We start from the raw sequence: 24,229 nt of genomic DNA on the forward strand, positions 1-24,229 counted from the left end.
TGGGCGGCTCCTCGGGGTGCGGCAGTGCCGCGGTTTCTCAGGTCTTCTCGACTTGGGAAAATTCCAGTTGAACCGGGGTGGCGCGACCGAAGATGGTCACGGCCACGGTGAGGCGGCTGCGCTCGTAGTCGACCTCTTCCACCGTGCCCATGAAATCAGCGAACGGCCCTTCCTTGATCCGAACCACCTCGCCCGGCTCGAAGACGATGCGCGGACGCGGCTTCTCGCCGCCTTCCTGCATCTGCTGCAGGATCTTCTCGACGTCGCGCTCGGGAATGGGGGCCGGCTTGGTGGGCGTGCCGCCGATGAACCCGGACACCTTGGGCAAAGATTTGACCAGATGCCACGTGTCGTCGTTCATCTCCATCTCGACGAGCACGTATCCGGGATAGAATTTGCGCTCGGTCTCGGTCTTCTGCCCCGCACGCATTTCGATGACTTTCTCCACGGGCACGAGAATGCGACCGAAGAGGTCTTCCATGCCGGCACGTTTGATGCGCTCCTGCAGCGCCTTTTGCACCTGCTTCTCGTAGCCCGAATGGGCCTGTACGACATACCAGCGCTTGGCCATCACTTCCACCCAAGGATCAGGTCGTACAAACCCCACTCGAGGGTCTTGTCGACCAACCACAAGAAAATCGCCATCGCGGTCACGAAGGCGAAGACGATCAACGTCGACTGGATCGTCTCTTTGCGAGAGGGCCAAACGACTTTGCGCACCTCGGCCACGGTCCCGCGCGCAAACTCACGAAACTTCGCTCCCGCCTCGGTGGCAAACAACGAGATCCCGCCCGCAGCGAGAACGCCGACCACGACCAGTGCCCCCCTGGCCACGGACGGCAAATCGGCAAAAACATAAAAACCGGCGATGCCGGCAGCCAGCAGCACCAGTGCAGCGATAAATTTGAGGCGATCCATGGATACGACCGTCCGCTAATGAGAAATGGCAGGGGCAGAGGGAATCGAACCCCCAACCTTCGGTTTTGGAGACCGACGCTCTGCCAATTGAGCTATGCCCCTGCGACTGCCGGAAACGACTCCGGCAAAAAACCGGCTTACTCGATGATCTTGGAGACGACGCCGGCGCCGACGGTACGGCCGCCTTCACGGATGGCGAAGCGCAAGCCTTCTTCCATCGCGATCGGGGCGATCAGCTTCACCTCCAACTTCACGTTGTCACCGGGCATCACCATCTCCACCCCTTCGGGTAGCTTGATGGCGCCCGTGACGTCGGTGGTGCGGAAGTAGAACTGCGGCCGGTAGTTGCTGAAAAACGGCGTGTGACGCCCGCCCTCTTCCTTGGAGAGCACGTACACTTCGCACTCGAAGTGCGTGTGCGGCGTGATCGTCCCGGGCTTGGCGAGCACTTGTCCGCGCTCGACGTCTTCGCGCTTGGTGCCGCGCAGCAGCACCCCGACGTTGTCGCCCGCTTGCCCTTGATCGAGCAGCTTGCGGAACATCTCCACGCCCGTGACCGTGGTCTTCTGCGTCGGACGCAGACCGACGATCTCGACTTCGTCGCCCACCTTGACGATGCCGCGCTCGACCCGGCCCGTGACCACCGTGCCACGACCGGAGATGGAGAACACGTCTTCGATCGGCAGCAGGAAGGGCTTGTCGATGGCGCGCTCGGGCGTGGGAATGTAGGTGTCGAGCGCTTCGGCGAGCTTGAGGATCGAGGGTTCGCCGATCTCGCTCTGGTCGCCTTCGAGCGCCTTGAGCGCGGAGCCCTTGATCACCGGCACTTCGTCACCGGGGAAGTCGTACTTGGAGAGCAGCTCGCGCACTTCCATCTCGACGAGCTCGAGGAGCTCGGGGTCGTCGACCATGTCGCACTTGTTCATGTAGACGACGATGTAGGGCACGCCCACTTGGCGCGCCAGCAGGATGTGCTCGCGCGTCTGCGGCATCGGACCGTCGGCGGCCGACACCACCAGAATGGCGCCGTCCATCTGCGCCGCACCGGTGATCATGTTCTTGACGTAGTCGGCGTGGCCCGGGCAGTCGACGTGCGCGTAGTGGCGCTTCTCCGTCTCGTATTCGACGTGCGCGGTGTTGATCGTGATCCCACGGGCCTTTTCTTCCGGCGCCGCGTCGATGTCGTCGTACTTCTTCGCCTCGCCGCCGTAGTACTTCGACAGCACCGTCGTCAGCGCCGCCGTCAGCGTCGTCTTCCCATGGTCCACGTGACCGATCGTGCCCACATTCACGTGCGGCTTGGTGCGCTCGAACTTCGCTTTTGCCATGAAAGACCCCTATTTTTCCGAGACCCGCTCTGAAGAAGAATGACTGGTTACGTACCGTTTCGTGGTGCCCATGACGTGGATCGAACACGTGACCTCTCCCTTACCAAGGGAGTGCTCTACCACTGAGCTACATGGGCGTGCGCAACGAGAGCGTACGTACGACCTAAGGCTCGACTGGAGCGGGTGAAGGGAATCGAACCCTCGTCTTAAGCTTGGAAGGCTTCTGCTCTACCATTGAGCTACACCCGCTCGATACCCAAAACCGCTGCCATGTTCGTTTGGAGGGGGTAGGATTCGAACCTACGAAGGCTGAGCCGGCAGATTTACAGTCTGCTCCCGTTGACCGCTTGGGTACCCCTCCGCGAGAATCGGCATTATGGAGGACACTCGAGGAAAAGTCAACGCCTCAAAGCCTGATCGCACGAAACGCGGGGTTGACGATACCCCGCATTCCACTATATAAACGAATGGCGTACCCGTGCCGCTGCGGCATGAAAGCCCCGTGATCCGGCTGCATGTTTGCCCTCTTACCTCATCAGGATCCTCCATGCCCCCCCGTCTCAATACCCTGTTGACCCGTGCCATCCTCGTCGCCCTGCTCGCTGGCGGCGCCCTGTGGCTTTGGCAGCGTATCGAGCAATCGCGTAGCGACGACGGCATCGTATCGAGCAACGGGCGCATCGAGGCGATCGACGTCAACATCTCGGCCAAGCTGCCTGGGCGCATCGAGGATATCTTCGCCGACGAGGGCGATCTCGTCGCCAGAGGGCAGGTGGTGGCCAAACTCGACACCAGCGTGCTGGAAGCCCAGCTCCGTGAAGCACGGGCCCAGCACGATCGGGCGCGGATGGACCTCGAATCCGCTCGCAGCCTACTTGCCCAGCGCGAGGCCGACAAGGCCGCCACCGAGGCGCTCGTGGTGCAACGTCTGGCCGACCTCGACATGTTGCGCAAGCGGCTCGCCCGCACTCGGGAGTTGGCGAGGCAAGACATGGCCACCCAGTCCAGACTCGACGAGGATTCGGCCGCGGTCGATGCCACGCAGGCCGCCGTCGTGGCCGCCCGGGCCCAGGTGCGGGCCGCCGAGGCGGCGATCATCCAATCCCGAGCGGCCATCGCGGCCGCCGAAGCGCAAGTGGCGGCAACGAGCGCGAGCATCGAACGCATCCAGGCCGATATCGACGACAGCCTTTTACGCGCTCCCCGTGACGGTCGCGTCCAGTACCGCATCGCCCAGCCCGGCGAGGTGGTGGCCGCCGGCGGTGCCGTGCTCAATGTGGTCGACCTCTCCGACGTCTACATGACCTTCTTCCTGCCGACGCAAGTCGCCGGCAAAGTGGCGATCGGCTCGGAGGTTCGCCTCGTGCTCGATGCTTTCCCCCAGTACGTGATCCCGGCTACGGCGACTTTCGTCTCCGACGTGGCGCAATTCACGCCCAAAACGGTGGAAACGGCCGAAGAGCGGCAGAAACTGATGTTCCGGGTCAAGGCGAGCATCGACCCGGATCTGCTGCGCCAGCACCTGCCTCAGGTCAAGACGGGCTTGCCGGGCATGGCCTATCTCAAGCTCGATCCCCAGCGTGACTGGCCCGCCCACCTCCAAGTGAAGGTGCCCTGATGCGTGAGCCGGTCGCACGGCTGCAGGGGGTGAGTCTGGTCTACGGCAAGACTCGCGCCCTCGACGGGGTAGACCTCGACATCCCTTCCGGCTGCCGCGTCGGATTCATCGGCCCCGACGGGGTGGGAAAATCCAGCCTTCTCTCGCTCATCTCCGGGGCACGCGCCATCCAGCAAGGCAAGGTGTGGGTGCTGGGGGGCGACATGACCGACCCCCGCCACCGGCTGCAGGTCTGCCCCGACATCGCCTACATGCCCCAAGGTCTGGGCAAGAACCTCTATCCGACGCTTTCCGTGGCCGAGAACATCGACTTCTTCGGCCGCCTTTTCGGCCACGACGCGGCCGAGCGCAAACGGCGCATCGAGCAGCTCACCCGCGCCACGGGACTCTTCCCTTTTCTCGACCGTCCCGCCGGCAAGCTCTCGGGCGGCATGAAGCAGAAGCTCGGCCTGTGCTGCGCCCTCATCCACGATCCCGAGCTCTTGATCCTCGACGAGCCCACGACCGGCGTCGATCCCCTGTCGCGGCGCCAGTTCTGGGCCCTCATCGATGAGATTCGCGCCACGCGCGAAGGCATGAGCGTGCTCGTGGCCACCGCCTACATGGAGGAAGCGGCGCGTTTCGACTGGCTCGTGGCCATGGACGAGGGAAAAGTACTCGCCACCGGCTCGCCGCAGGAATTGCTCGAGCAGACCGGTAGCGACAACCTGGAACAGGCCTTCATCGCGCTGCTACCGGAAGAGAAGCGCCGGGGATATCGACCCGTCGAAATCGGATCGCTACCCGAGCGGGGCGACGAAGAGATCGCCATCGAGGCGAAAGATCTGACGATGCGTTTTGGCAATTTCGTTGCCGTCGACCACGTCAGCTTTCGCATCCGCCGTGGCGAGATCTTCGGCTTTCTTGGCTCGAACGGTTGCGGCAAGACGACGACGATGAAGATGCTCGCCGGGCTACTCACGCCCTCCGAGGGCAAGGCCTGGCTCTTCGGCAAGGAAGTCGACCCGCGCGACATCGATACGCGCCGCCAAGTGGGCTACATGTCGCAGTCCTTTTCGCTCTACGACGAGCTCACGGTGCGGCAGAACCTCGAGCTGCACGCGCGGCTCTACGGCATCCCCAAGGAGAAGATCGCCGATTACGTCCAGGAAGTGGTGCAGCGCTTCAGACTCTCGCGAATCATCGACGCCCTTCCCCCTTCACTGCCCCTGGGACATCGGCAGCGGCTGTCGCTCGCGGCCGCCGTCATCCATCGACCGAAAATATTGATCCTCGACGAGCCGACCTCGGGGGTCGACCCGGTGGCGCGCGACGGGTTCTGGAACCTCTTGCTCGAGCTGTCGCGCCGCGACGGCGTGACGATCTTCATCTCCACCCATTTCATGAACGAGGCGGAGCGCTGCGACCGCATCTCGCTGATGCATGCCGGGAAAGTGCTCGTCACGGGAGCGCCGGCCGAGATCGTGCGCGAGGGCGGTCACGAGTCGCTCGAAGCGGCCTTCATCGACCATCTGGAACGGGCTTCGCAAGAAGGGCGGCAAGCCGACGCCGCCCAAGAGCCGACCGCCATGAGCGGCGAAGAACGCAAACGCACGGCGGGTCTGACCGAAAAAACGCCGGTGCGGGGAACGACGCACACCACCTCCTTTTTCAGCCTGCGCCGGATGCTGAGCTACCTGGTGCGCGAAGCTCTGGAACTGCGTCGCGACCCGATCCGCCTGTCGCTGGCGCTGGTGGGCAACGCCATCTTGATGCTGGTGATGGGCTTTGGCATCACCATGGACGTGGAGGATCTGACCTTCGCCGTCCTCGATCGCGACCAGACCACGCTGAGCCAGTCGTACGCCCTCAATCTGGCCGGTTCGCGCTATTTCAGCGAGCAGCCTCCGATCGCCGACTACGAAGAAATGGACCGGCGAATGCGCTCGGGCAAACTGGGTCTGGCGGTCGAGATCCCGCCGGGCTTTGCACGCGACCTCGCGCACGGCAAACCGGTGGAGGTCGGAGCGTGGATCGACGGGGCGATGCCTTCGCGCGCGGAAACGATCCGTGCCTATGTCCAGGGCATTCACGCGCAGTGGCTCCAGACACAAGCGCGCGAACGTCACTTGCCCGACCCGACGCTGGCCACGATCGAGATCCGTTTCCGCTACAACCCGGACGTGAAGAGCATCGTCTCGATAGTACCCGCAGTCATCCCGCTGCTACTGATGCTCATTCCGGCGATGCTCGCCGCCTTGGCGATCGTACGCGAAAAGGAACTGGGGTCGATCACCAACTTCTATGTCACCCCGACGACGAGGATGGAATTCCTCCTCGGCAAGCAAATCCCCTACGTGATTCTCTCCCTCCTCAGCTTCGTGCTGCTGCTCGCGCTGGCCGAATTCGTCTTTCGCGTGCCCGTCAAGGGAAGCTACCTGGCGCTGTTCCTGGGTGCAATCTTGTATGTCATGGCCTCGACCGCCTTGGGTATATTGATCTCGAGTTTCATGCGCAGCCAGATCGCGGCGCTCTTCGCCACGGCGGTGCTCACACTGCTGCCGGCGACGCAATTCTCGGGCCTCATCGATCCGGTCTCCTCGCTCGAGGGCGGAGGTCGGCTGATCGGCGAAATCTATCCGACCACCCACTTCGTGGTCATCTCCCGCGGTACGTTCTCGAAAGCGCTGCACTTCCGCGATCTCACCGACGCCTTCGTACCGCTCGCGCTCGCCTGGCCCATCCTCTTTGGCTTGTCGGCGGCACTGCTGCGCAAACAGGAGCGTTGAACCGTGCGCTGGTCCCACGTCTGGCATCTCGGCATCAAAGAGTTCTACAGTCTGGGACGCGACCCGGTGCTGCTGGTGCTGATCCTCTATGTCTTCACTTTCTCCATCCATTCGCAGGCCACGTCGATTCCCGAAACGCTCAACAAGGCGCCGATCGCCGTGGTGGACGAGGATCGTTCGCAGCTCTCCGAACGCATCCTCCATGCCCTCTATCCGCCGTATTTTCTGCCGCCGGAGCGCATCGACACCGCCACGATGGACGCGCGCATGGACCGAGGGCTGGATACGTTCGCGCTCGACATCCCGCCGGATTTCGAGCGCGACGTGATGGCCGGCAAGAAACCGACGATCCAGCTCAACGTCGACGCCACCCGGATGAGCCAGGCGTTCACCGGCAGCGGCTACGTGCAGACCATCGTCAATGAAGAGATCGCGGCCTACGTCGCTCGCCACAAGGCGCAGGAACGCCAGCCCGTGGAGCTCAGCTTGCGTATCCGCTTCAACCAGGAATTGAACAAATCCTGGTTCGGCGGCATCATGGGCATCATCAACGAAGTGACGATGCTCTCCATCGTGCTCACCGGCGCAGCGCTCATCCGCGAGCGCGAACATGGCACGATCGAGCACCTCTTGGTCATGCCGGTCACCGCACTCGAGATCATGTTGAGCAAAATCTGGTCGATGGGGCTGGTCGTCCTGGTCGCCGCGACGCTTTCGCTCATCTTCGTGGTGCATTACTGGATCGGCGCGCCGCTGCAGGGTTCGGTACCACTCTTCGTGGCGGGAACCGCTGTCCATCTGTACGCCACCACGGCGATGGGCATATTCTTGGGCACGATGGCACGCTCCATGCCACAGCTCGGCCTGCTGCTCATGCTCATCCTGCTCCCCTTGCAGATGCTCTCCGGAGCGACGACGCCACGCGAGAGCATGCCTCAATTCGTCCAGGACATCATGCTGCTCGCACCGAACACGCATTTCGTGATGCTCGCCCAGGGCATCCTCTACCGCGGTGCGGGGTTCGACGTGGTCTGGCCGCAGTTTGCGGCGCTCGCGGTGATCGGCACGGTGCTTTTCCTCTCCTCTCTGATCTACTTCCGCAAGATGCTGGAGACGCAGCAGTGACGGTCGATCCCCGACTTCCCTCGGATCGAAGCCCCGCAATGAGAGGCGCCACGAACGGCCTAGGGCACGTGGACAGGGCAGTCTCGTCCTCAGCCCGGACGCACGCCACTCCCCGCTTGGCAGTGCGTCTCGGCACGCTCTTGTCCCTGATCGCCTCGAGCATGCTGCTCGTCGCAGGGGCGGCGGTGGCGCGCGCCGACACAGCGCTCCCCTGTGTCGCGCCACCACCGCCGGATACGTCTGCGCTCGTATCACCACGCCAGGCGACCGGCGCGCCCGAGGCTGCGAGCGGCTATACACCCAAGACCCTCGTGCGGGCGTCTCGAGCCATGGTGGTGGCCGCCAATCCCCTGGCCGCGGCGGCCGGCTGCGAGGTGCTGCGGCGCGGCGGCAGTGCCGTGGATGCGGCGGTGGCGACCATCGCGGTCTTGGGCTTGGTCGAACCGCAATCGGCCGGACTCGGCGGCGGCGGATTCCTGCTCGCTTGGGACGCCAAAACGCGGCGCCTGACGAGCTACGATGGTCGCGAGACGGCGCCACTGGCCGCCGACCCCTACGACCTGCTGCGCATCGCCCCCGAAGATCCCGCCCCACCCCTGCCGCTCACGCCCCAGACTCCGGCCAACGAACGGTTCGACGCGCTGCGCGCGAGCGGCCGCTCGATCGGCACGCCGGGCCTAGTCCGCTTGCTCGAGCACGCGCATGCCGAGCACGGGCGTCGCCCCTGGGCCGAACTCTTCGCGCCGGCGATCCGCCTCGCCGAGCAAGGCTTTCCTCTTTCGCCACGCCTGGCGGCAGTAGCCACACCGCTCACCCGCTGGTTGCGGCTCGATGCCGAGGCCAGTGCTTGGCTCCTCACCCCCGAGGGCAAGGTAAAACCCGTGGGCACGATCCTCACCAATCCAGCCTACGCCCGCACGCTGAAAGAACTGGCGAGCGCCGGGCCGGATGCCTTCTACACGGGGCCGCTCGCGCAGGCGGTGGTGGCTCGGGCCCGCGCGGAGCACGGCGCCGACGGCACACCACTCACCCCGTCGAAACTCGCCGACGAGGATCTGGCTCGCTATCGGGCGATCGAGCGTCCTCCCGTATGCGCCCCCTATCGCGCCTGGTGGGTGTGCGGCATGGGTCCTCCCTCTTCGGGCGGCATCGCCGTGGGCCAAATCTTAGGCATCCTCGAACGTTTTCCCTTGGCGCAGCATCCCCCGACGGTCGGTGCGGAGGGTGGTTTGCCAGACGCCCAGGCAGTGCACTGGCTCACCGAGGCTGAACGGCTCGCCTTCGCCGACCGAGACCGCTACGTGGCCGACCCCGCCTTCGTGCCTTTGCCTGGCGGCTCGCCCGATGCCCTGCTTGATCCGGACTATCTCGCCGGGCGATCCCGGCTCATCCAAGACCAACGAAGCCTCGGCACGGCACCGGCCGGAACGCCGCTCGCCGCAGCGTCGCAGTACGCTGCGGGCCCGGAAATCGAGGAGCACGGCACCACCCACCTCGGCGTGGTCGACGCCGAGGGGAACGTGGTCGCCTTCACCGCCTCCATCGAATCGGCCTTCGGCTCGTTCCACATGGTCGGTGGGTTTTTTCTCAACAACGAGCTCACCGACTTTGCTCGGGAACCCTTCTCGGAGGGGGTTCCCGTAGCCAACCGGCTGGAGCCAGGCAAGCGCCCGCGCAGCTCCATGGCGCCGACGCTCGTCTTCAGTCGCGCGGCCGATGGCGGGCTGGGCGAATGGCTGCTTGTGACTGGCTCGCCAGGCGGTTCGGCCATTCTCACCTACGTAGCCCAAGCGCTGGTAGCTCAGCTCGATTGGGGCCTCGACCCCTACGCGGCGGCGGCGCAGATCCGCGTCGGGGCCTTCAACCGCCCCGAAACCTGGGTCGAAGACGGGCACCCCACTCCCGCGGCGGCGCTCGTCGAAGGTTTACGGACACGAGGGCACGATGTCGTGCGTCGTCCCCAGCCCAGCGGCATCGCCACTATCTCCCGCACTCCCGACGGGAAACTGGAAGGGGCCGCCGATCCGCGCCGCGAAGGGCGTGCCCTGGGATTCTGACCATGCTGGCGCCGCTCTATCTCGCTTCGCAAAGCCCCCGCCGACGTGCGTTGCTCGCTCAGCTCGGCTGGGAAGCTCAGGTCCTTCCGTTGGAAGGCGAATGGGTAGACGAAACCCCACGTCCGGATGAATCACCGACCGACTACGTCCTGCGGCTCGCCCGAGCCAAGGCCGAAACCGGCTGGCGGCGGCGCGAGTCGATGGCGCTTCCGCCCGGCCTGGTGTTGGGTGCCGACACCACCGTGGCGCTGGGTGAAGCGCTTCTGGGCAAACCGCGGGATGCCGACGAGGCCCGGCACATGCTGCGCCGCCTCTCGGGCCGCATGCACGAGGTGCACACGGGCGTGGCGCTCACCGACGGCACGCGCACGCACGCGCTCTGCTCGACGAGCCGGGTCTGGTTCGCCGCGCTCGCAGACGAGGACGTCGAACGTTATCTCGCCACCGAGGAACCTTGGGACAAAGCCGGTGCCTATGCGTACCAAGGGCGCGCAGCGGCCTTCATCGAACGCATCGACGGCAGCGCCTCGGGTATCATCGGCCTGCCGCTCTTCGAGACCGCGCGTCTGTTGTCCGTTTTCGGCTATCCTCCGTTCCCATGAGCAAAGAATTCCTCGTCAACTGCACGCCGCAGGAAACCCGGGTGGCCGTGGTCGAACAGGGCGTGGTGCAGGAACTGCACGTCGAACGCCTGGCGCACCGCGGGTTGGTCGGCAACATCTACCGCGGGCGCATCGTCCGCGTCTTGCCGGGGATGCAATCGGCCTTCGTCGACGTGGGTCTGGAGCGCACCGCTTTTCTTCACATCACCGACCTGTGGCAGGCCGAGCGCCACCCGGAGTCGCCCCACCGCATCGAGCGGCTGCTCGCCGAAGGCGAGGAGATCACCGTCCAGGTCCTCAAAGACCCGATCGGCAGCAAAGGCGCCCGGCTCACCACCCAGATCAGTCTGGCGGGGCGTTATCTCGTCTATCTTCCGCAGGAGAACCACATCGGCATCTCGCAGAAGATCGAGGGCGAGAGCGAGCGCGAGCTCCTGCGCGGGCGGCTCACGGCGCTATTGCCGCCTGAGGAGAACGGCGGCTACATCGTGCGTACCAATGCCGAGAATGCCACCGACGAGCAACTGGCCGCCGACATCGCCTATCTACGCCGGCTCTGGGCCGACATCCAGGGCGAAGCCTTGCGCCGGCGCGCCCCCGCGCTGATTCACGAAGACCTCGATCTGGCGCTGCGCGTGCTGCGCGACTTCGTCGATCGCGACACCGCCCTCATCCGCATCGATTCGCGCGAAAACGCCCAGCGGCTCCTCGCCTTCGCCGAGACTTACACCCCCCAGGTCGCCCCCCTCATCGAGCATTACCGCGGAGACCGGCCGCTCTTCGAGCTCTACAACGTTGATGACGAAATAGAGAAAGCCCTGTCGCGCCGGGTCGAACTGAAGTCGGGGGGCTATCTCATCTTCGACCAGACCGAAGCGCTCACCACCATCGACGTCAACACCGGCGCGTTCGTGGGCGCACGCAATTTCGACGAGACCATCCTCAAGACCAATCTCGAGGCGGCACAGGCAATCGCACGCCAATTGCGGCTGCGCAATCTCGGCGGCATCATCCTCGTCGATTTCATCGACATGACCAACCCCGAGCACCGCGAGCGCGTGCTCGAAGAGTTCAAGAAAGCCCTCTCGCTCGATCACACCAAGATCACGGTGAGCGGATTCACCCAGCTCGGTCTGGTGGAGATGACGCGCAAGCGCACACGCGAATCCCTCATGCAGCAACTGTGCGAGCCCTGCCCCATGTGCGAGGGACGCGGTTTCGTCAAGAGTGCCGAGACGGTGTGTTTCGCCATCCTGCGCGAGATCCTGCGCGAGGCAAGACAATTCGCCGATGCCAAGGAGTTTCGCATCCTCGCCTCGCCCGCCGTGGTCGACCTCTTCCTGGAAGAGCAGTCGCAGGCGCTGGCGATGCTGTCCGATTTCATCGGCAAGGAGATCTCGCTGCGCAGCGACACCTGCTACACGCAGGAGCAATACGACATCGTGCTTTTGTGAGGGGTCGTCCATGCCCATCCGTTCCCTCTCTCTCGAACCCGATGCCCGTCTGCGTGCTCGCCCCATCGTCTGGCTGCTCGCCACGCGCCCGGCCTTTCTGGTGGTCACCCTCGTCGCGGTGCTGCTTGGGCTCGCGCTCACAGCTTACGAAGGCGCGGCGCTGCGACCCTGGGCGGCACTGGCCACGCTCGTCTTCGCCCTGATGGCCCACGCCGGGGCCAACGTGATCAACGATTATCACGATCGCGACACCGACGGACTCAATCACGACCGGCTCTATCCCTTCACCGGCGGCTCGCGTTTCATCCAGAACGAGGTGCTCACGGCGCGCGAAACCGCCTGGCTCGGTTACGGAGCGCTCGCCCTGGTGGTGCCGGCAGGGCTCGCGCTCGCCCTCACCAGCGGACCGCTGCTCGTCCCCATCGGTCTTGCAGGGCTATTCCTCGGCTGGGCTTATTCCGCGCCCCCTTTGCGGCTTGCCGGCCGGGGGCTGGGAGAAGTCGTCATCACCGCGGCCTGGCTGCTGGTGATCGTCGGCACGCACTACGTCCAGGTCGGCCATCTTTCCGCCGTGCCCGCCTTTGTGGGTCTGCCGTATGCGATCCTGGTCGCGGCCATCCTCTACGTCAATCAGTTCCCCGACGCCAAGGCGGATGCGGCTGCCGGCAAACGCACGCTGGTCGTGCGACTCGGTCCCGAGCGTGCCTCCCGCGGCCTGTCCCTGCTGGGTCTGTACGCCGGCGGCTGGCACCTCGGCCTCATCGGGGCCGGAGGATTGCCCCCCCTCGCGCTCGGCGCATTGTTGCCGCTGCTCGCCCTCGTGCCAGCCACGGACCATTTGAAAAAGCATGCCGGCGAGCCGGCAAAACTGCGTCCGGCCATCACCCGCACGCTTGCCGCCACCATCGGCTACGGCGTCGTGCTCACCCTCACCCTGTGGATTTCGGCATGATCGGACTCGTGCGCGGTATCGTCCGCGAAAAGGCCCCGCCTCGGATCCTCGTCGATACCGGACCCCTCGGCTACGAGCTGCTCGTACCCATGAGCACCTTTTACACCCTACCGGCGATCGGGCAGGAAGTGACGCTGCGCACGCATCTCCTGGTGCGCGAGGACGAACACCAGCTCTATGGCTTTGCCACGGAAGAAGAGCGCCATGCCTTCCGCCAGCTCATTCGCATCGCCGGCATCGGTGCGCGTACGGCGCTCGCCATCCTCTCGGGCCTGAGCGTGCGCGAGCTGCGCGAAGCCGTTTTGCTGCAAGACGGCGGTCGGCTCGTCAAAATTCCCGGCATCGGCAAGAAGACCGCCGAGCGCTTGCTGCTCGAGCTCAAGGACAAGACGGGATCGCTCCAACCCAGCGGCACGACCCCATCGACCGAGGCCGGTTCGATCGGTGCCTGCGCCGTAGAAGAGACCGTGCGCACCGAGATCGTCGCCGCACTCTTGGCGCTGGGTTACTCCGAGCGCGAGGCGCTGCGCGCCGTGGCAGACCTCCCGCCGCAGACCGACACAGCCTCCGGCATACGGCTCGCGCTCAAGTCCTTGGCGCCGGTGGGTTAGGGAGACGCTGAAGAAATGAGCGAGCGGGATGAAGCGCAAGGCGGAAGGTAGCGCAGCGACCGAGACATATTGAGTGGATAGGCGAGGGAGCAAGCACCGCGCAACGCAGCGATTCGCCCGCGCAGCCAATCATTCAGCGTTTCCTTAGCCCGGAGGGAAGAGCGCCAGCACCATCGCCAAGGCAAGCGGCAGAAAGAGCACCGCGGCCAGGTTGCCGACCAGAACGATGGACGCGACCTTGTCCGGTTCTTGGCCATAGCGTTCAGCGAACAGGTAATTGAGCACCGCTGGCGGCAGAGCACCGAAGATCACCAACAGCGCCGACTCGAGCGGCTCCAGGCGCACCCCCATCAACCGGTAGAGACCGATCATCGCCGCGGCGAGCGCCATGCCCGCGAGGGGGCGGGCCACGGCGACGATCGTCCCCAAACGCCAAGCGCGAATGGGCGTCTCGGCCAGGCGCACGCCGAGGCCGAAGAGCATGAGCGGAATCGAAATGTCACCCAACATCTTGATGGTGGTGAGCAAGGGCGGCCAAACCGTCCAACCCGCCGCGCCCACGGCAAGCCCGGCGAAAGCGGCCAGCAGCGTGGGCACGCGCCAGAGATGGAACAGCCGGGCACGGCGATCGAGCAACCACACTCCCAGGCTGAAGTGCAACAAGTTGCTGACGATGAAGAGCACCACCATGGGGGGCAAAGCCACCTCACCAAAGGTCAACAAGGCGAGAGGCAAGCCGAGATTACCGCAATTGTTGAACATCATCGGAGGGGCGAGCGTCCGCACCTCCTGCCGCAGGTGACGGGCAAGTCCCCACCCCATCAGCCCCGAGCCGCACACGAGGACCGCGGCAGCAAGCACGAGGGACAGATACTCCCTGACATCGACATGCCGGCCGGCGAGCGCGGCGAAGACGAGCGCCGGGGTGAAGACGTCCATGTTGAGCCGGTTCGCTCCCGAGAGCTCGGGGCGGTGGCGCTTGCCGACGACGTAGCCCAACGCCACCAAGGCGAAGAGGGGGAAGAGGATTTCGACGATGCGCTGTGCGAGCACGACCGTGCCTCACAGCACGTAGCGTGCCAGATCCTCGTCGCCAGCCAAATCGGCCAGCCGCCCATCGACGTAGGCAGCATCGATCACCACCGGTGGCAGCGGCTCCCCTCCGGCACGGAAAGAAACTTCTTCGAGGAGTTTCTCCATCACCGTGTATAGACGCCGCGCACCGATGTTCTCGACGCGCTCGTTCACCGCCCAGGCGATCTCGGCGAGCCGTCGCACACCGTCGGGGGCGAATTCGAGTTCCACCCCGTCGGTGGCCAACAGCGCCCGGTACTGCTCCACCAGGCTCGCTTCCGTCTCGGTGAGGATGCGCACGAAGTCGTCTACCGTGAGGCTGTCGAGCTCGACCCGGATGGGGAAGCGCCCCTGCAGCTCGGGAATGAGGTCGCTCGGTTTGCTCAGGTGGAAAGCGCCCGAAGCGATGAAGAGGATATGGTCGGTGCGCACCATGCCATACTTGGTGGCCACGGTGGTTCCTTCCACCAGCGGTAGCAAATCGCGCTGCACACCCTGGCGCGAGACGTCGGTCCCTGCCGATTCCTGGCGCGCGGCGATCTTGTCGATCTCGTCGAGAAAGACGATGCCGTTTTGCTCCACGGCCTGCAGTGCTTCCTGCTTGAGCTCTTCGTCATCGACCAGCTTGGCGGCCTCTTCTTCCGTGAGCACTTCCATCGCCTCGCACACCCGCATCTTGCGCGTGCGCCGCTTGCCGCTGCCCAGCGTCTGAAAAAGCCCCTGCAGCTGCTGAGTGAGCTCTTCCATGCCTGGCGGGCCGAAGATCTCGGCACGCACGGCGGGTGAGACCACCTCGATTTCGATCTCTTTTTCGTCGAGCTGGCCTTCGCGCAGCATCTTGCGGAATTTCTGCCGCGTGGCGCTCTCGGTCGGCACCGGCTCGTCGCCGAAGGAACGCGCCGGCGGCAGCAACACGTCCAGGATGCGATCCTCGGCGGCGTCACGCGCTCGGTCGCGCACTCGACGCATGGCCCGCTCCTTGGCCTCTTTCATGGCGATTTCGACCAAATCACGGATGATGGTGTCGACGTCGCGCCCCACGTAGCCGACCTCGGTGAATTTCGTGGCCTCGATCTTGATGAAAGGTGCATTGGCAAGCCGCGCGAGCCGTCGGGCGATCTCGGTCTTGCCCACGCCGGTGGGACCGATCATGAGGATGTTCTTGGGGGTGATCTCGTGGCGCAGCGGCTCGGGCACCTGGGCGCGGCGCCAGCGGTTTCTGAGCGCCACGGCCACGGCGCGCTTGGCCTCGTGCTGGCCGACGATGTACTTGTCGAGTTCCGAGACGATCTCGCGGCAGGTGAGCGGGGTCATTCCAGCACCTCGATGACGTGGTTTTGATTGGTGTAGATGCACAGATCACCGGCGATGCGCAAGGATTCGGCGACGATCTCTCGTGGCGGCAGCGCGGTGTGGCGCAATAGCGCCTGGGCCGCCGCCTGGGCATAAGCTCCACCCGAGCCGATGGCGACGATCCCCTCCTCGGGTTCGAGTACGTCACCATTGCCAGTCAGGATGAGGGAATGCTCGCGGTCGGCCACCGCGAGCATGGCCTCCAGCCGGCGCAGCATGCGATCGGTGCGCCAATCCTTGGAGAGCTCGACCGCGGCGCGCAGCAGATGTCCTTGGTGCTTCTCGAGCTTGGACTCGAAGCGCTCGAAAAGGGTGAAGGCGTCGGCCGTGGCCCCGGCGAAACCGGCGAGGACCTTGCCGTGATAGAGCGTGCGCACCTTGCGCGCCGTGGCCTTGACGACCACGTTACCCAGAGTGACCTGCCCGTCGCCCCCCAGCGCCACCATGGTGCCGCGGCGCACCGACAGGATCGTGGTGCCGTGATAGGGTTCCATGAGACTCCTTCGGTTAATAGACTTTCGTTTGGATCGTGGCGACTTGACTCATGCTCAGTACATCGAAGAGGGCGTTCACCACTTGGCTGACGTTGCGCAGGATCACCTGCTTGCCTTGCCCCTTGAGCGCGGCGAAGGCATTGTAGAGCATGCCCGCAGCGACGAAATCCACACGACGGAGGTCGCGACAATCGATGACGATGGAGTCGTGATCGCGAGAATGATTCAGGATCTCCTGTACCAGGTCGCTGATCGAGCGCTCGTCTACGTCTCCCGTCAGCGCCAACTCGCCTTCCGGAACATCGGGCACGGCAGAGGCATCGCCGGCAGGAGAGGATTCGGCTCCGACACAGGCCGGATCGCTCATCCATACGGGCGGAATGGCCTCGAAGGTTCCGGCAAAATCGACCACCAGCGATTCGGCCCGCTCCATTTGCCCCGCTGCAGTACGCCAAACGATCTCCAACTCCCATAGGGCACGGTCGTCACCTGCCTTGCGGCGCGCTTGCTCCAGCACCGAAAGGGCGACATCGAGGCGTAGCCATCGAATCTTGACCCCTTTGTCGAGCAATTTTTTTAGCAAGGCCAACAACAAGGCCGCCCCCGAGGGCTCGATCCGACGCAATCGGGCAGCATCCAGACGAATTTCCGAGGCCGCTTTGGTCAAGCGCAACAGCCGCTCCTGTAACGGAGCGAACGCAGAAGCATCCAGGTTCATGGGCAAGACGACCAGAGGGGCACCAGGCAGCTTGGATCCATGAGCCTCGCCGTCGTCACCGAGCACGGGGGGAGAGCATCCGAAGTGCACGGCGTAGGCCAGCGCCGCCTCCTCGAATCGTTTGCGATCCCCACGGGCCGCAAGCATGTCGAACAGCACCCACCACGCCTCTTTGGGCGCGGCGCTATCGGCGAGAAAGCGCTCCAGGGTCGAGAGAGCAGAGACCTCGTCCCCTCGCGCCCAATACATCCCCGCCTCCTGCACGGCGTCTCGCCCCATGAACAGGTCTTCGACTGCCAGGGCCGTCGCGGCCAAGGCGTCCTCTTCGAAGGCGAACGGATCGTCCGGATCGTGGTTCATACCGCAGGGCTCCTCCCGATCTTTGCAGTCTACCTGCAGAATCGCGCCACGCCAATCTCCAGAGGCACGGCGAACGATCTTCCCTGCGGCGCAACCACAGGTTTGCCGACCGCGGCGCTCGGCGATTCTTCAAGGGTCTGGCCCCCGGCCGATACGCTATAATCGGCTTCATCATGGATCCCTCTGCCCCTGCCGCTGCCCACACGCTCGAGATCCGCGTCTATTACGAAGACACCGATTGCGCCGGTGTCGTCTATTATGCCAACTATCTCCGTTTTTGCGAGCGCGGGCGCACCGAATTTTTGCGCGCCCTCGGTTTCTCGCAAAGTCGGCTGATGCGCGAACACGGAATCGGGTTCGTCGTGCATCGGCTGCAGGCGCACTATCGCCACCCGGCACGGCTCGACGACCGGTTACAACTGGTAACCCGCGTACACGCCTTGGCGCGCGCCAGCATCGTCTTTACACAACGGCTCTGGCGCGATACGCTGCCGATCTTCGACGCCGAGGTCACCGTGGCCTGCGTCGATCTGCAGCGTGGCCGGCCAGTCGCGCTTCCAGCCGTCTTACGCACGCAGATCCCCCTTTCCTGAGCCCACCATTCCGTCCACCATGAACGTCACCACCGATTTGTCGTTTACCCATCTGATCCTGCAAGCCAGCGTGCCGGTCCAACTGGTCATGCTCATCCTCGTCCTGTTGTCGGTCATGTCCTGGTACTGGATTTTCCGCAAGATTTTCCAAGTCCGGCACGCACGCCGACGCACCGATGCCTTCGAGACGAGTTTCTGGCAGGGTAGCGACCTCGAAACGCTCGCGCGCATGACCGAAACACGCCTACAACATGCCGGTCCCATGGAGCTCGTCTTCCTTGCCGCATGGCGCGAATTCCTGCGCCAGCGCAGTCGCTCGCTCGACCCTGCGGCCGAACTCGAGAGCGTTCGCCGGGCCATGCGCGCTGCCTATCAGCGCGAAATGGACGAACTGGAGGCACACCTGTCCTTCCTCGCCTCCACCGCTTCGGTGGCACCCTACATCGGCTTGCTCGGCACGGTCTGGGGCATCATGAACTCCTTCCGCGGCCTGGCGAACATGACTTCGGCCACGCTGTCGCACGTTGCACCGGGCATCGCCGAGGCGCTCATCGCCACGGCGATCGGCCTCTTCGCCGCCATTCCCGCAGCGGTGGCCTACAACCACTTCACCCATGACATCGAGCGCCTGTCGGTACGCATCGAGACTTTCATGGAAGAACTGACGAACCTGCTGCAACGGCAGCTGCGCTGACGCCGGAGGCATTCCGATGGCCAAACGCAAGTTGATGAACCAGATGAACGTCGTACCCTACATCGACGTCATGTTGGTGCTCCTGGTGATCTTCATGGTCACCGCCCCCATGATCCAGCTGGGCAACGTCGAGCTGCCCAGCGTGGGCAATCTGCCTGCACCTCCCTCGCAAGCAGCGATCGTGATCGTGCGGGCCGACGGTAGCCTTGCACTCAAGCCGAACCCCGCCGCGCCCGAAAAGAACGTCGACGGGCCGACGCTTCTGCGCGAGCTACAGGCGCTCAAAGCCAAGGATCCGAACCTGGCGATCGTCGTGGCCGGAGATCGTCGTGCCACCTACGAGAAAATCATGGACACGCTCGACCGGCTGCGCAACGAAGGCTACACCCGCATCAGCTTGCAGACGAGCAGTTCCCCGCGATCGCCGACCGGAGGCGCCACCGCGCCCTGAGCCCCTCATGGCAGAGCCTTTTTTCCGCTCCTCCGCCCCCTCGCCCCGTCGCAGCAGGCAAGGCAAACTGCTTGCCATGATGCTTGCCGTGGGGCTGCACCTGCTGCTCCTATCCTTCATCGCTTTCTCGGTTCGATGGAAAGTCGGCGAGCCCTCGCCCTTGCTCGTCGATCTCGTGGCCGCACCACAGGCCGCCCACACACAGCTCGCCAAAAACCCGGACCCCACCCCGGGTCCTCAGCCGGCACCCAAGCCCGAGCCCAAACCGGAACCCGCTCCACCCAAACCGGAACCTCGTCCGGAGCCCCCCAAGCCCCTGCCGGAACCGAAACCCGAGCCCAAACCGGAACCGCCCAAGCCGGCGCCGGCGCCTCCGCCCAAGCCCGAGCCGCCCAAAGCCGAACCCAAGCCCTCCGCGCTGGAGAAACCCGACATCGCGCTCAAGGAAGAGGCGAAAAAACCCGAACCCAAGAAAGAACCGCCCAAGGAAGAACCGAAGAAAGAGCCGCCCAAACCGGAAAAAGAGCCCCCCAAGCCCGAGCCGAAGAAACCCGAACCGAAGAAGGAACCGCCGCTCGACGACTTCGCCAAGCTCGCCGAGGCGCGCTTGCGCCAGCAAAGCCCCAACGCGCCAGCGCAGACTCCGAGCACCGGTGGCGCCCCCGGTGGCCCGTCGGAGCAGGCCCGCGCCACCTACATCGACCAGATCCGCGCCAAGGTGCGAGGCAACATCGTCGTTCCACCGGGCGTGCAAGGAAACCCGGAAGCGGTATTCATCGTCGACCAGCTGCCGGACGGGACGGTCATCAACGTCCGCCTGGTACAATCCTCCGGCAATCCGGCGCTCGACGCCGCCCTCGAGCGCGCGATCCGGCGCTCCAGCCCCCTGCCGCTACCCGAAGACAAGCGGCTCTTCGAGCGCACCCTCACTCTCAAGCTGCGGCCATTGGCGCAATGAGCACGTGAATGCGTTGCCAGCAAAGGGAATTTGTGCAAAACTTGCCGCTTCGAATCTTACGGATGATCGCGATGCGGGGATTCGCTCATCACCTCTTCCACTGGCGTCTAGTCGTCACGCTGTTGCTCGCCACCTGCGCGGCGCTGCCTGCACGGGCGCAGCTGACCGTCGAAATCACCGGCGCCGGCGGTCAACGCATTCCCATCGCCATCCCCTATTTGGCCGGTGAAGAGCTCTTGCCGACCCCGATTTCCCAGATCGTCGGTCAGGATCTCGCCAAGAGCGGCATCTTCCAGTTGGTCGATGTCGGCCTCCTACGGCTGCCCGAGGATCAGATCCCAGATTATGCCAACCTCGCCGCGCGCGGCGCCGATGCCGTGCTCGCCGGTAGCGCTACCGTCCTGGGCGCGGGTCAATACGAGGTTCGGGTGCGGGTATTCGACACGCGGCGCCAGGCCGATCTCGGCGGCATCCTTTACCGCTTCACCCCCTCGCAAACCCGGGCCACCGCGCACCGCATCGCCGACTTCGTCTATGAAAAGCTCACCGGAATCCCCGGCTACTTCGCCTCACGGCTCGCCTACGTCGTCAAACAGGGGAATCGATACGAACTTCGCATCAGTGAGGCCGACGGCAGCAACTCGGTCCCGGCGCTCATCTCGCAGGAACCAATCATCTCGCCGACCTGGAGCCCTGACGGCACCAAGGTGGCCTACGTCTCGTTCGAGGCGAAGAAACCAATCGTATACGTGCATGAGCTCGCCACCGGCCAGCGCCGCGTGGTGGCCAATTTCAAGGGCTCGAACTCCGCACCGGCCTTTTCTCCCGATGGGCAAAGCATCGCCCTGGCGCTCACTCGCGACGGCATCTCCCAGATCTACCTCGTACCGGTCATGGGTGGCACGCCCGTCCGTCTGTCGCGCAGCCATGCCATCGACACCGAACCGGTCTTTTCCCCCGACGGCCGCCATATCTATTTCACCTCCGATCGCGGCGGCTCGCCCCAGATCTACCGCATGCCGGCGAGCGGCGGCGCGGCCGAACGAATCACGTTCGAAGGCGAATACAACGTCAGCCCCGACGTCTCGTCCGACGGCAAGCTGCTCACCTTCGTCACGCGCAACCAAGGGCGTTATCAGGTGGCGCTCCTCGACCTGCAAACGCGCCAGCAGCTCATCCTCTCCGATTCCACGCGCGACGAATCGCCTTCGTTCGCGCCCAACGGACGCATGATCGTCTATGCTTCAGAATTCGGCGGACGAGGATCCCTCTTCGCCGTCTCGACCGATGGCAAAGTTCGCCTTCGCCTCTCGGCCGAGGGAGCCGACGTGCGGGAACCGGCCTGGGGGCCGCTACCGCGCTGAGGTCCTTTGTGTTCGTTCCCTTTTCAACCATTGCACAGGAACCGTGAAACAAATGAAAAAACTACTCACTCCCGCGGTCTTTTGTCTCGGGATCATCCTTTCGGCCTGTTCCTCGACCGGCACCGTGGAAGAAGGCACGGGAAGCGTCGAAGACCGCAACGTGGGCGCCGTGACCACGGTGACGCCGACCTCCCCACGCAGCGCCGCACTGGCCGCCCTGCGCGACCCCAACAGCCCCCTGTCCAAGCGCAGCATCTACTTCGACTTCGACAGCTACGTCGTCAAGCCGGAGTTCCAGTCGCTGGTGCAGGCCCATGGTCGCTTCCTCGCGCAAAACCCGGATTTCAAAGTCCTGATCCAGGGCAACGCCGACGAGCGCGGTAGCCGTGAGTACAACTTGGCGCTGGGTCAAAAACGCGCCGAGGCGGTCAAGAACGCACTGCTGACCTTCGGTGCGCGCGAAGATCAGGTCGAAGCGGTGAGCCTGGGCGAGGAGAAGCCCATCTGCACCGATCGCACCGAAGAATGCTACGCGCAAAACCGTCGTGCCGACATTCTATATTCGGGTGAATTTTGACGGAGGCGCGTTCGATGCCCAAGCCCCCTGTCTGGCTGCTCTACGTCCTTATCGCCTCGGCGGCTTTTTGCCGTCCGGCATTCGCGATCTTCTCCGACGATCAGGCGCGGCAGGGGGTGGCCGAGTTACGCCAACAGGTGCAGACCCTCGGCGAGCGCGTCGACAACCTGGCGCGCGCGCAAGTTACCCAGAGCAACGACCTCGAGCGCTTGCGTGAAGAGATGCGCCGCCTCACCGGCCGCATCGAAGAGCTGCAATACAAACTCGAACAGATCGAAAAACGGCAGAGGGATTTTTATCTCGATCTCGATGCCCGTCTCACGGCCCTGGGTGCCGGCGCCACGGGATCGGCCGCGCCCGCCGCCACTCCGCCTGCCCAGCCCACCACCCAAGGCGCCCCCGCCTCGTCTGGCAATGCGAAAGCCGATTTCGATGCAGCCCTCGGAAAACTCCAGTCGAGGGACGCCAAAGGAGCGCTTGCGGCATTCCAGGACTTCCTGCGCCAACATCCCAACGATCCGCAGATTCCTCAAGCGCATTTCTGGGCCGGCACGGCTGCTTTACAGCTCAAGGAATACGAGACCGCACGCCGCCATTTCGCCCGCGTGGTGTTCGATCACCCCAAACACGAGCTCGCCCCAGACGCCATGCTGGGGCTAGCCAATGCTCTGCAAGGCATGGGCGATGAAGTCGGCTCCATCGACATGCTCAAGCGTCTCGTGGAACGTCATCCCAATACCCCGGCGGGTCAAGTTGCCCGCCAACGTCTGGGGCGATGAAAACGCGAGATCGTCTGCGGGTCAGCGAGATCTTCGCCTCCATTCAGGGAGAATCGACGACGGTGGGCGTGCCTACCGTCTTCGTGCGCCTCACCGGCTGTCCTCTACGCTGCCATTGGTGCGACACGACCTACGCCTTCAGCGGCGGCGATCGTCTCTCGATCGACGAAATCCTCGAGCGGGTGGGCGCCCTGGGGCTATCCGAAGTCTGCGTCACCGGCGGAGAGCCTCTGGCACAGCCGGCCTGCCACGAGCTGCTCACGGCGCTACTCGATGCGGGGCATCGCGTCTCGCTCGAGACGAGCGGGGCGATCTCCATCGTCGGACTCGACCCCCGCGTGCGCTGCGTGATGGATCTCAAAGCCCCCGGTTCGGGCGAAGCCGACAAGAACCTGTGGGACAACCTCCAACACCTGCGCGCGCACGACGAGGTGAAGTTCGTGCTCGCCGACCGCACCGACTATGAGTGGGCCAAGGATGTGCTCGAGCGCCACGGGCTCGCCCGCCGTGCCACCGTGCTCTTCTCACCGGTAGCCGGGTCGCTGCCGCCCGCGCTGCTGGCCGAGTGGATCCTGGCCGACCGCCTGCCGGTGCGTTTCCAGCTGCAATTGCACAAAATTCTTTGGGGCGACACGCGCGGCAAGTAACGCCTCATCGCCCATCGCCTCTTGAGCGAGGACCCCTGTGATGAATGATGTCCCCTCCCGCAACGCCGTGGTGCTGCTCTCCGGCGGGCTCGACTCGAGCACGGTGCTCGCCATCGCCCGCACCGAAGGCTTTCGTCCCTATGCCCTGTCGGTGGCCTACGGCCAGCGGCACGACGCGGAACTCGCGGCCGCGGCGCGCGTGGCCCAAGCATTGGGCGCCGTCGAGCACCGCGTCGCCCGGGTCGATCTGGGCGTATTTGGCGGCTCGGCGCTCACGGATGCGGCGATCGCCGTGCCCGAGACACCGAGCGAAGGCATTCCCGTCACTTATGTGCCAGCGCGCAACACCGTGCTCCTGTCGGTGGCGCTCGCCTGGGCCGAGGTGATCGGGGCTTACGACATCTTCATTGGGGTCAATGCCGTGGACTATTCCGGCTATCCCGACTGTCGGCCGGAATTCATCGCCGCCTTCGAGGCACTGGCCAACGTCGCCACCAAGGCCGGGGTCGAAGGGGCGCGTTTTCGCGTCCACACCCCGCTCATGCGGCTCTCGAAAGCCGAGATCATCCGCCGCGGGCTGGAACTCGGCGTGGATTATTCCCTCACCGTTTCCTGCTACCAAGCCGATGAAGCGGGGCGTGCCTGCGGCCGCTGCGATGCCTGCCGGCTGCGCGCCCAAGGGTTCGCCAAAGCGGGGGTCCCGGATCCGACCCCTTATCGCTAAGGACACGGTC

The 24,229-nt window shown here is 64.6% G+C and carries 24 protein-coding genes and 4 tRNA genes; 17 read left to right on the top strand and 11 right to left on the bottom strand.

From position 1 onward, the window contains the following. Positions 1-37: 37 nt before the first annotated feature. From nusG to EPD81_RS02170, 7 genes are all read right to left on the bottom strand, one after another. The gene (nusG, locus tag EPD81_RS02140) at positions 38-571 is read right to left on the bottom strand and encodes a transcription termination/antitermination protein NusG (RefSeq protein WP_142803778.1); all 534 of its coding nucleotides are present in this window, start codon (positions 569-571) and stop codon (positions 38-40) included. Next, the gene (gene secE / locus EPD81_RS02145; RefSeq protein WP_142803779.1) at positions 571-918 is read right to left on the bottom strand and encodes a preprotein translocase subunit SecE; all 348 of its coding nucleotides are present in this window, start codon (positions 916-918) and stop codon (positions 571-573) included. The genes nusG and secE overlap by 1 nt, the downstream gene beginning before the upstream one ends. 26 nt (positions 919-944) lie before the next feature. Next, positions 945-1,020, bottom strand: a tRNA-Trp gene (locus EPD81_RS02150). Positions 1,021-1,055: 35 nt separating this feature from the next. Beyond that, the gene (gene tuf / locus EPD81_RS02155) at positions 1,056-2,246 is read right to left on the bottom strand and encodes an elongation factor Tu (RefSeq protein WP_142803780.1); all 1,191 of its coding nucleotides are present in this window, start codon (positions 2,244-2,246) and stop codon (positions 1,056-1,058) included. A gap of 62 nt (positions 2,247-2,308) precedes the next feature. After that, positions 2,309-2,383, bottom strand: a tRNA-Thr gene (locus EPD81_RS02160). 38 nt (positions 2,384-2,421) lie between these two features. Then, positions 2,422-2,495: transfer RNA gene (locus tag EPD81_RS02165), tRNA-Gly, on the bottom strand. A gap of 30 nt (positions 2,496-2,525) precedes the next feature. Continuing rightward, positions 2,526-2,607, bottom strand: a tRNA-Tyr gene (locus EPD81_RS02170). A gap of 186 nt (positions 2,608-2,793) precedes the next feature. Between EPD81_RS02170 and EPD81_RS02175 the strand changes: the two genes are divergently transcribed. The 8 genes from EPD81_RS02175 to ruvA all read left to right on the top strand — a co-directional run bounded on the left by EPD81_RS02175 (position 2,794) and on the right by ruvA (position 13,433). Further along, complete coding sequence (locus EPD81_RS02175) at positions 2,794-3,864, top strand: HlyD family secretion protein (protein WP_142803781.1); 1,071 nt, start codon at positions 2,794-2,796, stop codon at positions 3,862-3,864. Then, positions 3,864-6,632, top strand: coding sequence for a ribosome-associated ATPase/putative transporter RbbA (rbbA, locus tag EPD81_RS02180; protein WP_142803782.1), 2,769 nt, complete (start codon positions 3,864-3,866; stop codon positions 6,630-6,632). The genes EPD81_RS02175 and rbbA overlap by 1 nt, the downstream gene beginning before the upstream one ends. A gap of 3 nt (positions 6,633-6,635) precedes the next feature. Next, the gene (locus EPD81_RS02185; protein WP_142803783.1) at positions 6,636-7,757 is read left to right on the top strand and encodes an ABC transporter permease; all 1,122 of its coding nucleotides are present in this window, start codon (positions 6,636-6,638) and stop codon (positions 7,755-7,757) included. Between the two features lie 161 nt (positions 7,758-7,918). Then, a complete protein-coding gene (locus EPD81_RS02190; RefSeq protein ID WP_370456495.1) occupies positions 7,919-9,814 on the top strand; it encodes a gamma-glutamyltransferase family protein in 1,896 nt (631 codons plus the stop codon). A gap of 2 nt (positions 9,815-9,816) precedes the next feature. After that, positions 9,817-10,416, top strand: coding sequence for a nucleoside triphosphate pyrophosphatase (locus EPD81_RS02195; protein WP_185955322.1), 600 nt, complete (start codon positions 9,817-9,819; stop codon positions 10,414-10,416). Then, a complete protein-coding gene (rng, locus tag EPD81_RS02200) occupies positions 10,413-11,870 on the top strand; it encodes a ribonuclease G (RefSeq protein ID WP_142803785.1) in 1,458 nt (485 codons plus the stop codon). Before EPD81_RS02195 ends, rng begins: the two co-directional genes overlap by 4 nt. 10 nt (positions 11,871-11,880) lie before the next feature. Then, on the top strand, positions 11,881-12,822 hold the full coding sequence (locus EPD81_RS02205) for a prenyltransferase (protein ID WP_142803786.1): 942 nt from the start codon (positions 11,881-11,883) through the stop codon (positions 12,820-12,822). After that, complete coding sequence (gene ruvA, locus EPD81_RS02210; protein ID WP_142803787.1) at positions 12,819-13,433, top strand: Holliday junction branch migration protein RuvA; 615 nt, start codon at positions 12,819-12,821, stop codon at positions 13,431-13,433. The genes EPD81_RS02205 and ruvA overlap by 4 nt, the downstream gene beginning before the upstream one ends. 144 nt (positions 13,434-13,577) lie before the next feature. On the opposite strand, the gene EPD81_RS02215 is transcribed toward ruvA, so the two are convergent. Genes EPD81_RS02215 through EPD81_RS02230 form a run of 4 tightly spaced genes read right to left on the bottom strand, consistent with a single transcriptional unit; the run spans position 13,578 to position 17,432 of the window. Further along, positions 13,578-14,486 (bottom strand): AEC family transporter, encoded by a 909-nt coding sequence (locus EPD81_RS02215; protein ID WP_142803788.1) that lies wholly within the window; start codon positions 14,484-14,486, stop codon positions 13,578-13,580. 9 nt (positions 14,487-14,495) lie between these two features. After that, the gene (gene hslU / locus EPD81_RS02220) at positions 14,496-15,821 is read right to left on the bottom strand and encodes an ATP-dependent protease ATPase subunit HslU (protein WP_142803789.1); all 1,326 of its coding nucleotides are present in this window, start codon (positions 15,819-15,821) and stop codon (positions 14,496-14,498) included. Continuing rightward, complete coding sequence (gene hslV, locus EPD81_RS02225) at positions 15,818-16,354, bottom strand: ATP-dependent protease subunit HslV (protein WP_142803790.1); 537 nt, start codon at positions 16,352-16,354, stop codon at positions 15,818-15,820. The genes hslU and hslV overlap by 4 nt, the downstream gene beginning before the upstream one ends. 13 nt (positions 16,355-16,367) lie before the next feature. Then, positions 16,368-17,432 carry an STAS domain-containing protein gene (locus EPD81_RS02230; protein WP_142803791.1) on the bottom strand — a complete coding sequence of 355 codons (1,065 nt, stop codon included), beginning with the start codon at positions 17,430-17,432 and terminating at the stop codon, positions 16,368-16,370. Between the two features lie 173 nt (positions 17,433-17,605). Between EPD81_RS02230 and ybgC the strand changes: the two genes are divergently transcribed. The 9 genes from ybgC (at position 17,606) to queC (ending at position 24,219) form a co-directional block, all read left to right on the top strand. Next, positions 17,606-18,025: a tol-pal system-associated acyl-CoA thioesterase gene (gene ybgC / locus EPD81_RS02235; RefSeq protein ID WP_142803792.1), complete on the top strand. Its 420-nt coding sequence runs from the start codon at positions 17,606-17,608 to the stop codon at positions 18,023-18,025. Between the two features lie 19 nt (positions 18,026-18,044). Next, positions 18,045-18,719: a protein TolQ gene (tolQ, locus tag EPD81_RS02240; protein ID WP_142803793.1), complete on the top strand. Its 675-nt coding sequence runs from the start codon at positions 18,045-18,047 to the stop codon at positions 18,717-18,719. 16 nt (positions 18,720-18,735) lie between these two features. Further along, positions 18,736-19,170 (top strand): ExbD/TolR family protein, encoded by a 435-nt coding sequence (locus EPD81_RS02245; RefSeq protein WP_142803794.1) that lies wholly within the window; start codon positions 18,736-18,738, stop codon positions 19,168-19,170. A gap of 7 nt (positions 19,171-19,177) precedes the next feature. After that, positions 19,178-20,128, top strand: a complete 951-nt coding sequence (locus tag EPD81_RS02250; RefSeq protein WP_142803795.1) for an energy transducer TonB — start codon at positions 19,178-19,180, stop codon at positions 20,126-20,128. Positions 20,129-20,199: 71 nt separating this feature from the next. After that, entirely contained in the window at positions 20,200-21,492 is a 1,293-nt protein-coding gene (tolB, locus tag EPD81_RS02255; RefSeq protein WP_142803796.1) for a Tol-Pal system beta propeller repeat protein TolB, read from the top strand. A gap of 52 nt (positions 21,493-21,544) precedes the next feature. After that, positions 21,545-22,069 (top strand): peptidoglycan-associated lipoprotein Pal, encoded by a 525-nt coding sequence (gene pal / locus EPD81_RS02260; RefSeq protein WP_142803797.1) that lies wholly within the window; start codon positions 21,545-21,547, stop codon positions 22,067-22,069. A gap of 14 nt (positions 22,070-22,083) precedes the next feature. Next, a complete protein-coding gene (ybgF, locus tag EPD81_RS02265) occupies positions 22,084-22,848 on the top strand; it encodes a tol-pal system protein YbgF (RefSeq protein WP_142803798.1) in 765 nt (254 codons plus the stop codon). Further along, positions 22,845-23,495 (top strand): 7-carboxy-7-deazaguanine synthase QueE, encoded by a 651-nt coding sequence (gene queE / locus EPD81_RS02270; RefSeq protein WP_142803799.1) that lies wholly within the window; start codon positions 22,845-22,847, stop codon positions 23,493-23,495. The genes ybgF and queE overlap by 4 nt, the downstream gene beginning before the upstream one ends. A gap of 40 nt (positions 23,496-23,535) precedes the next feature. Beyond that, entirely contained in the window at positions 23,536-24,219 is a 684-nt protein-coding gene (gene queC, locus EPD81_RS02275; RefSeq protein WP_142803800.1) for a 7-cyano-7-deazaguanine synthase QueC, read from the top strand. Positions 24,220-24,229: the final 10 nt, after the last annotated feature.

This window comes from Tepidiphilus sp. J10, from assembly GCF_006980785.1.
Lineage (GTDB): Bacteria > Pseudomonadota > Gammaproteobacteria > Burkholderiales > Rhodocyclaceae > Tepidiphilus > Tepidiphilus olei.

Bases quoted from the DNA above. Each gene is read 5' to 3' on its own strand.
- EPD81_RS02190 (WP_370456495.1), top strand. From the start codon at position 7,919: ATGCTGCTCGTCGCAGGGGCGGCGGTGGCGCGCGCCGACACAGCGCTC.
- tolQ (WP_142803793.1), top strand. From the start codon at position 18,045: ATGAACGTCACCACCGATTTGTCGTTTACCCATCTGATCCTGCAAGCC.
- ruvA (WP_142803787.1), top strand. From the start codon at position 12,819: ATGATCGGACTCGTGCGCGGTATCGTCCGCGAAAAGGCCCCGCCTCGG.
- EPD81_RS02205 (WP_142803786.1), top strand. From the start codon at position 11,881: ATGCCCATCCGTTCCCTCTCTCTCGAACCCGATGCCCGTCTGCGTGCT.
- hslU (WP_142803789.1), bottom strand. From the start codon at position 15,821: ATGACCCCGCTCACCTGCCGCGAGATCGTCTCGGAACTCGACAAGTAC.
- rng (WP_142803785.1), top strand. From the start codon at position 10,413: ATGAGCAAAGAATTCCTCGTCAACTGCACGCCGCAGGAAACCCGGGTG.
- ybgC (WP_142803792.1), top strand. From the start codon at position 17,606: ATGGATCCCTCTGCCCCTGCCGCTGCCCACACGCTCGAGATCCGCGTC.
- EPD81_RS02195 (WP_185955322.1), top strand. From the start codon at position 9,817: ATGCTGGCGCCGCTCTATCTCGCTTCGCAAAGCCCCCGCCGACGTGCG.
- EPD81_RS02230 (WP_142803791.1), bottom strand. From the start codon at position 17,432: ATGAACCACGATCCGGACGATCCGTTCGCCTTCGAAGAGGACGCCTTG.
- rbbA (WP_142803782.1), top strand. From the start codon at position 3,864: ATGCGTGAGCCGGTCGCACGGCTGCAGGGGGTGAGTCTGGTCTACGGC.
- EPD81_RS02245 (WP_142803794.1), top strand. From the start codon at position 18,736: ATGGCCAAACGCAAGTTGATGAACCAGATGAACGTCGTACCCTACATC.
- tolB (WP_142803796.1), top strand. From the start codon at position 20,200: ATGCGGGGATTCGCTCATCACCTCTTCCACTGGCGTCTAGTCGTCACG.
- secE (WP_142803779.1), bottom strand. From the start codon at position 918: ATGGATCGCCTCAAATTTATCGCTGCACTGGTGCTGCTGGCTGCCGGC.
- pal (WP_142803797.1), top strand. From the start codon at position 21,545: ATGAAAAAACTACTCACTCCCGCGGTCTTTTGTCTCGGGATCATCCTT.
- EPD81_RS02175 (WP_142803781.1), top strand. From the start codon at position 2,794: ATGCCCCCCCGTCTCAATACCCTGTTGACCCGTGCCATCCTCGTCGCC.
- hslV (WP_142803790.1), bottom strand. From the start codon at position 16,354: ATGGAACCCTATCACGGCACCACGATCCTGTCGGTGCGCCGCGGCACC.
- ybgF (WP_142803798.1), top strand. From the start codon at position 22,084: ATGCCCAAGCCCCCTGTCTGGCTGCTCTACGTCCTTATCGCCTCGGCG.
- queC (WP_142803800.1), top strand. From the start codon at position 23,536: ATGAATGATGTCCCCTCCCGCAACGCCGTGGTGCTGCTCTCCGGCGGG.
- nusG (WP_142803778.1), bottom strand. From the start codon at position 571: ATGGCCAAGCGCTGGTATGTCGTACAGGCCCATTCGGGCTACGAGAAG.
- EPD81_RS02250 (WP_142803795.1), top strand. From the start codon at position 19,178: ATGGCAGAGCCTTTTTTCCGCTCCTCCGCCCCCTCGCCCCGTCGCAGC.
- queE (WP_142803799.1), top strand. From the start codon at position 22,845: ATGAAAACGCGAGATCGTCTGCGGGTCAGCGAGATCTTCGCCTCCATT.
- tuf (WP_142803780.1), bottom strand. From the start codon at position 2,246: ATGGCAAAAGCGAAGTTCGAGCGCACCAAGCCGCACGTGAATGTGGGC.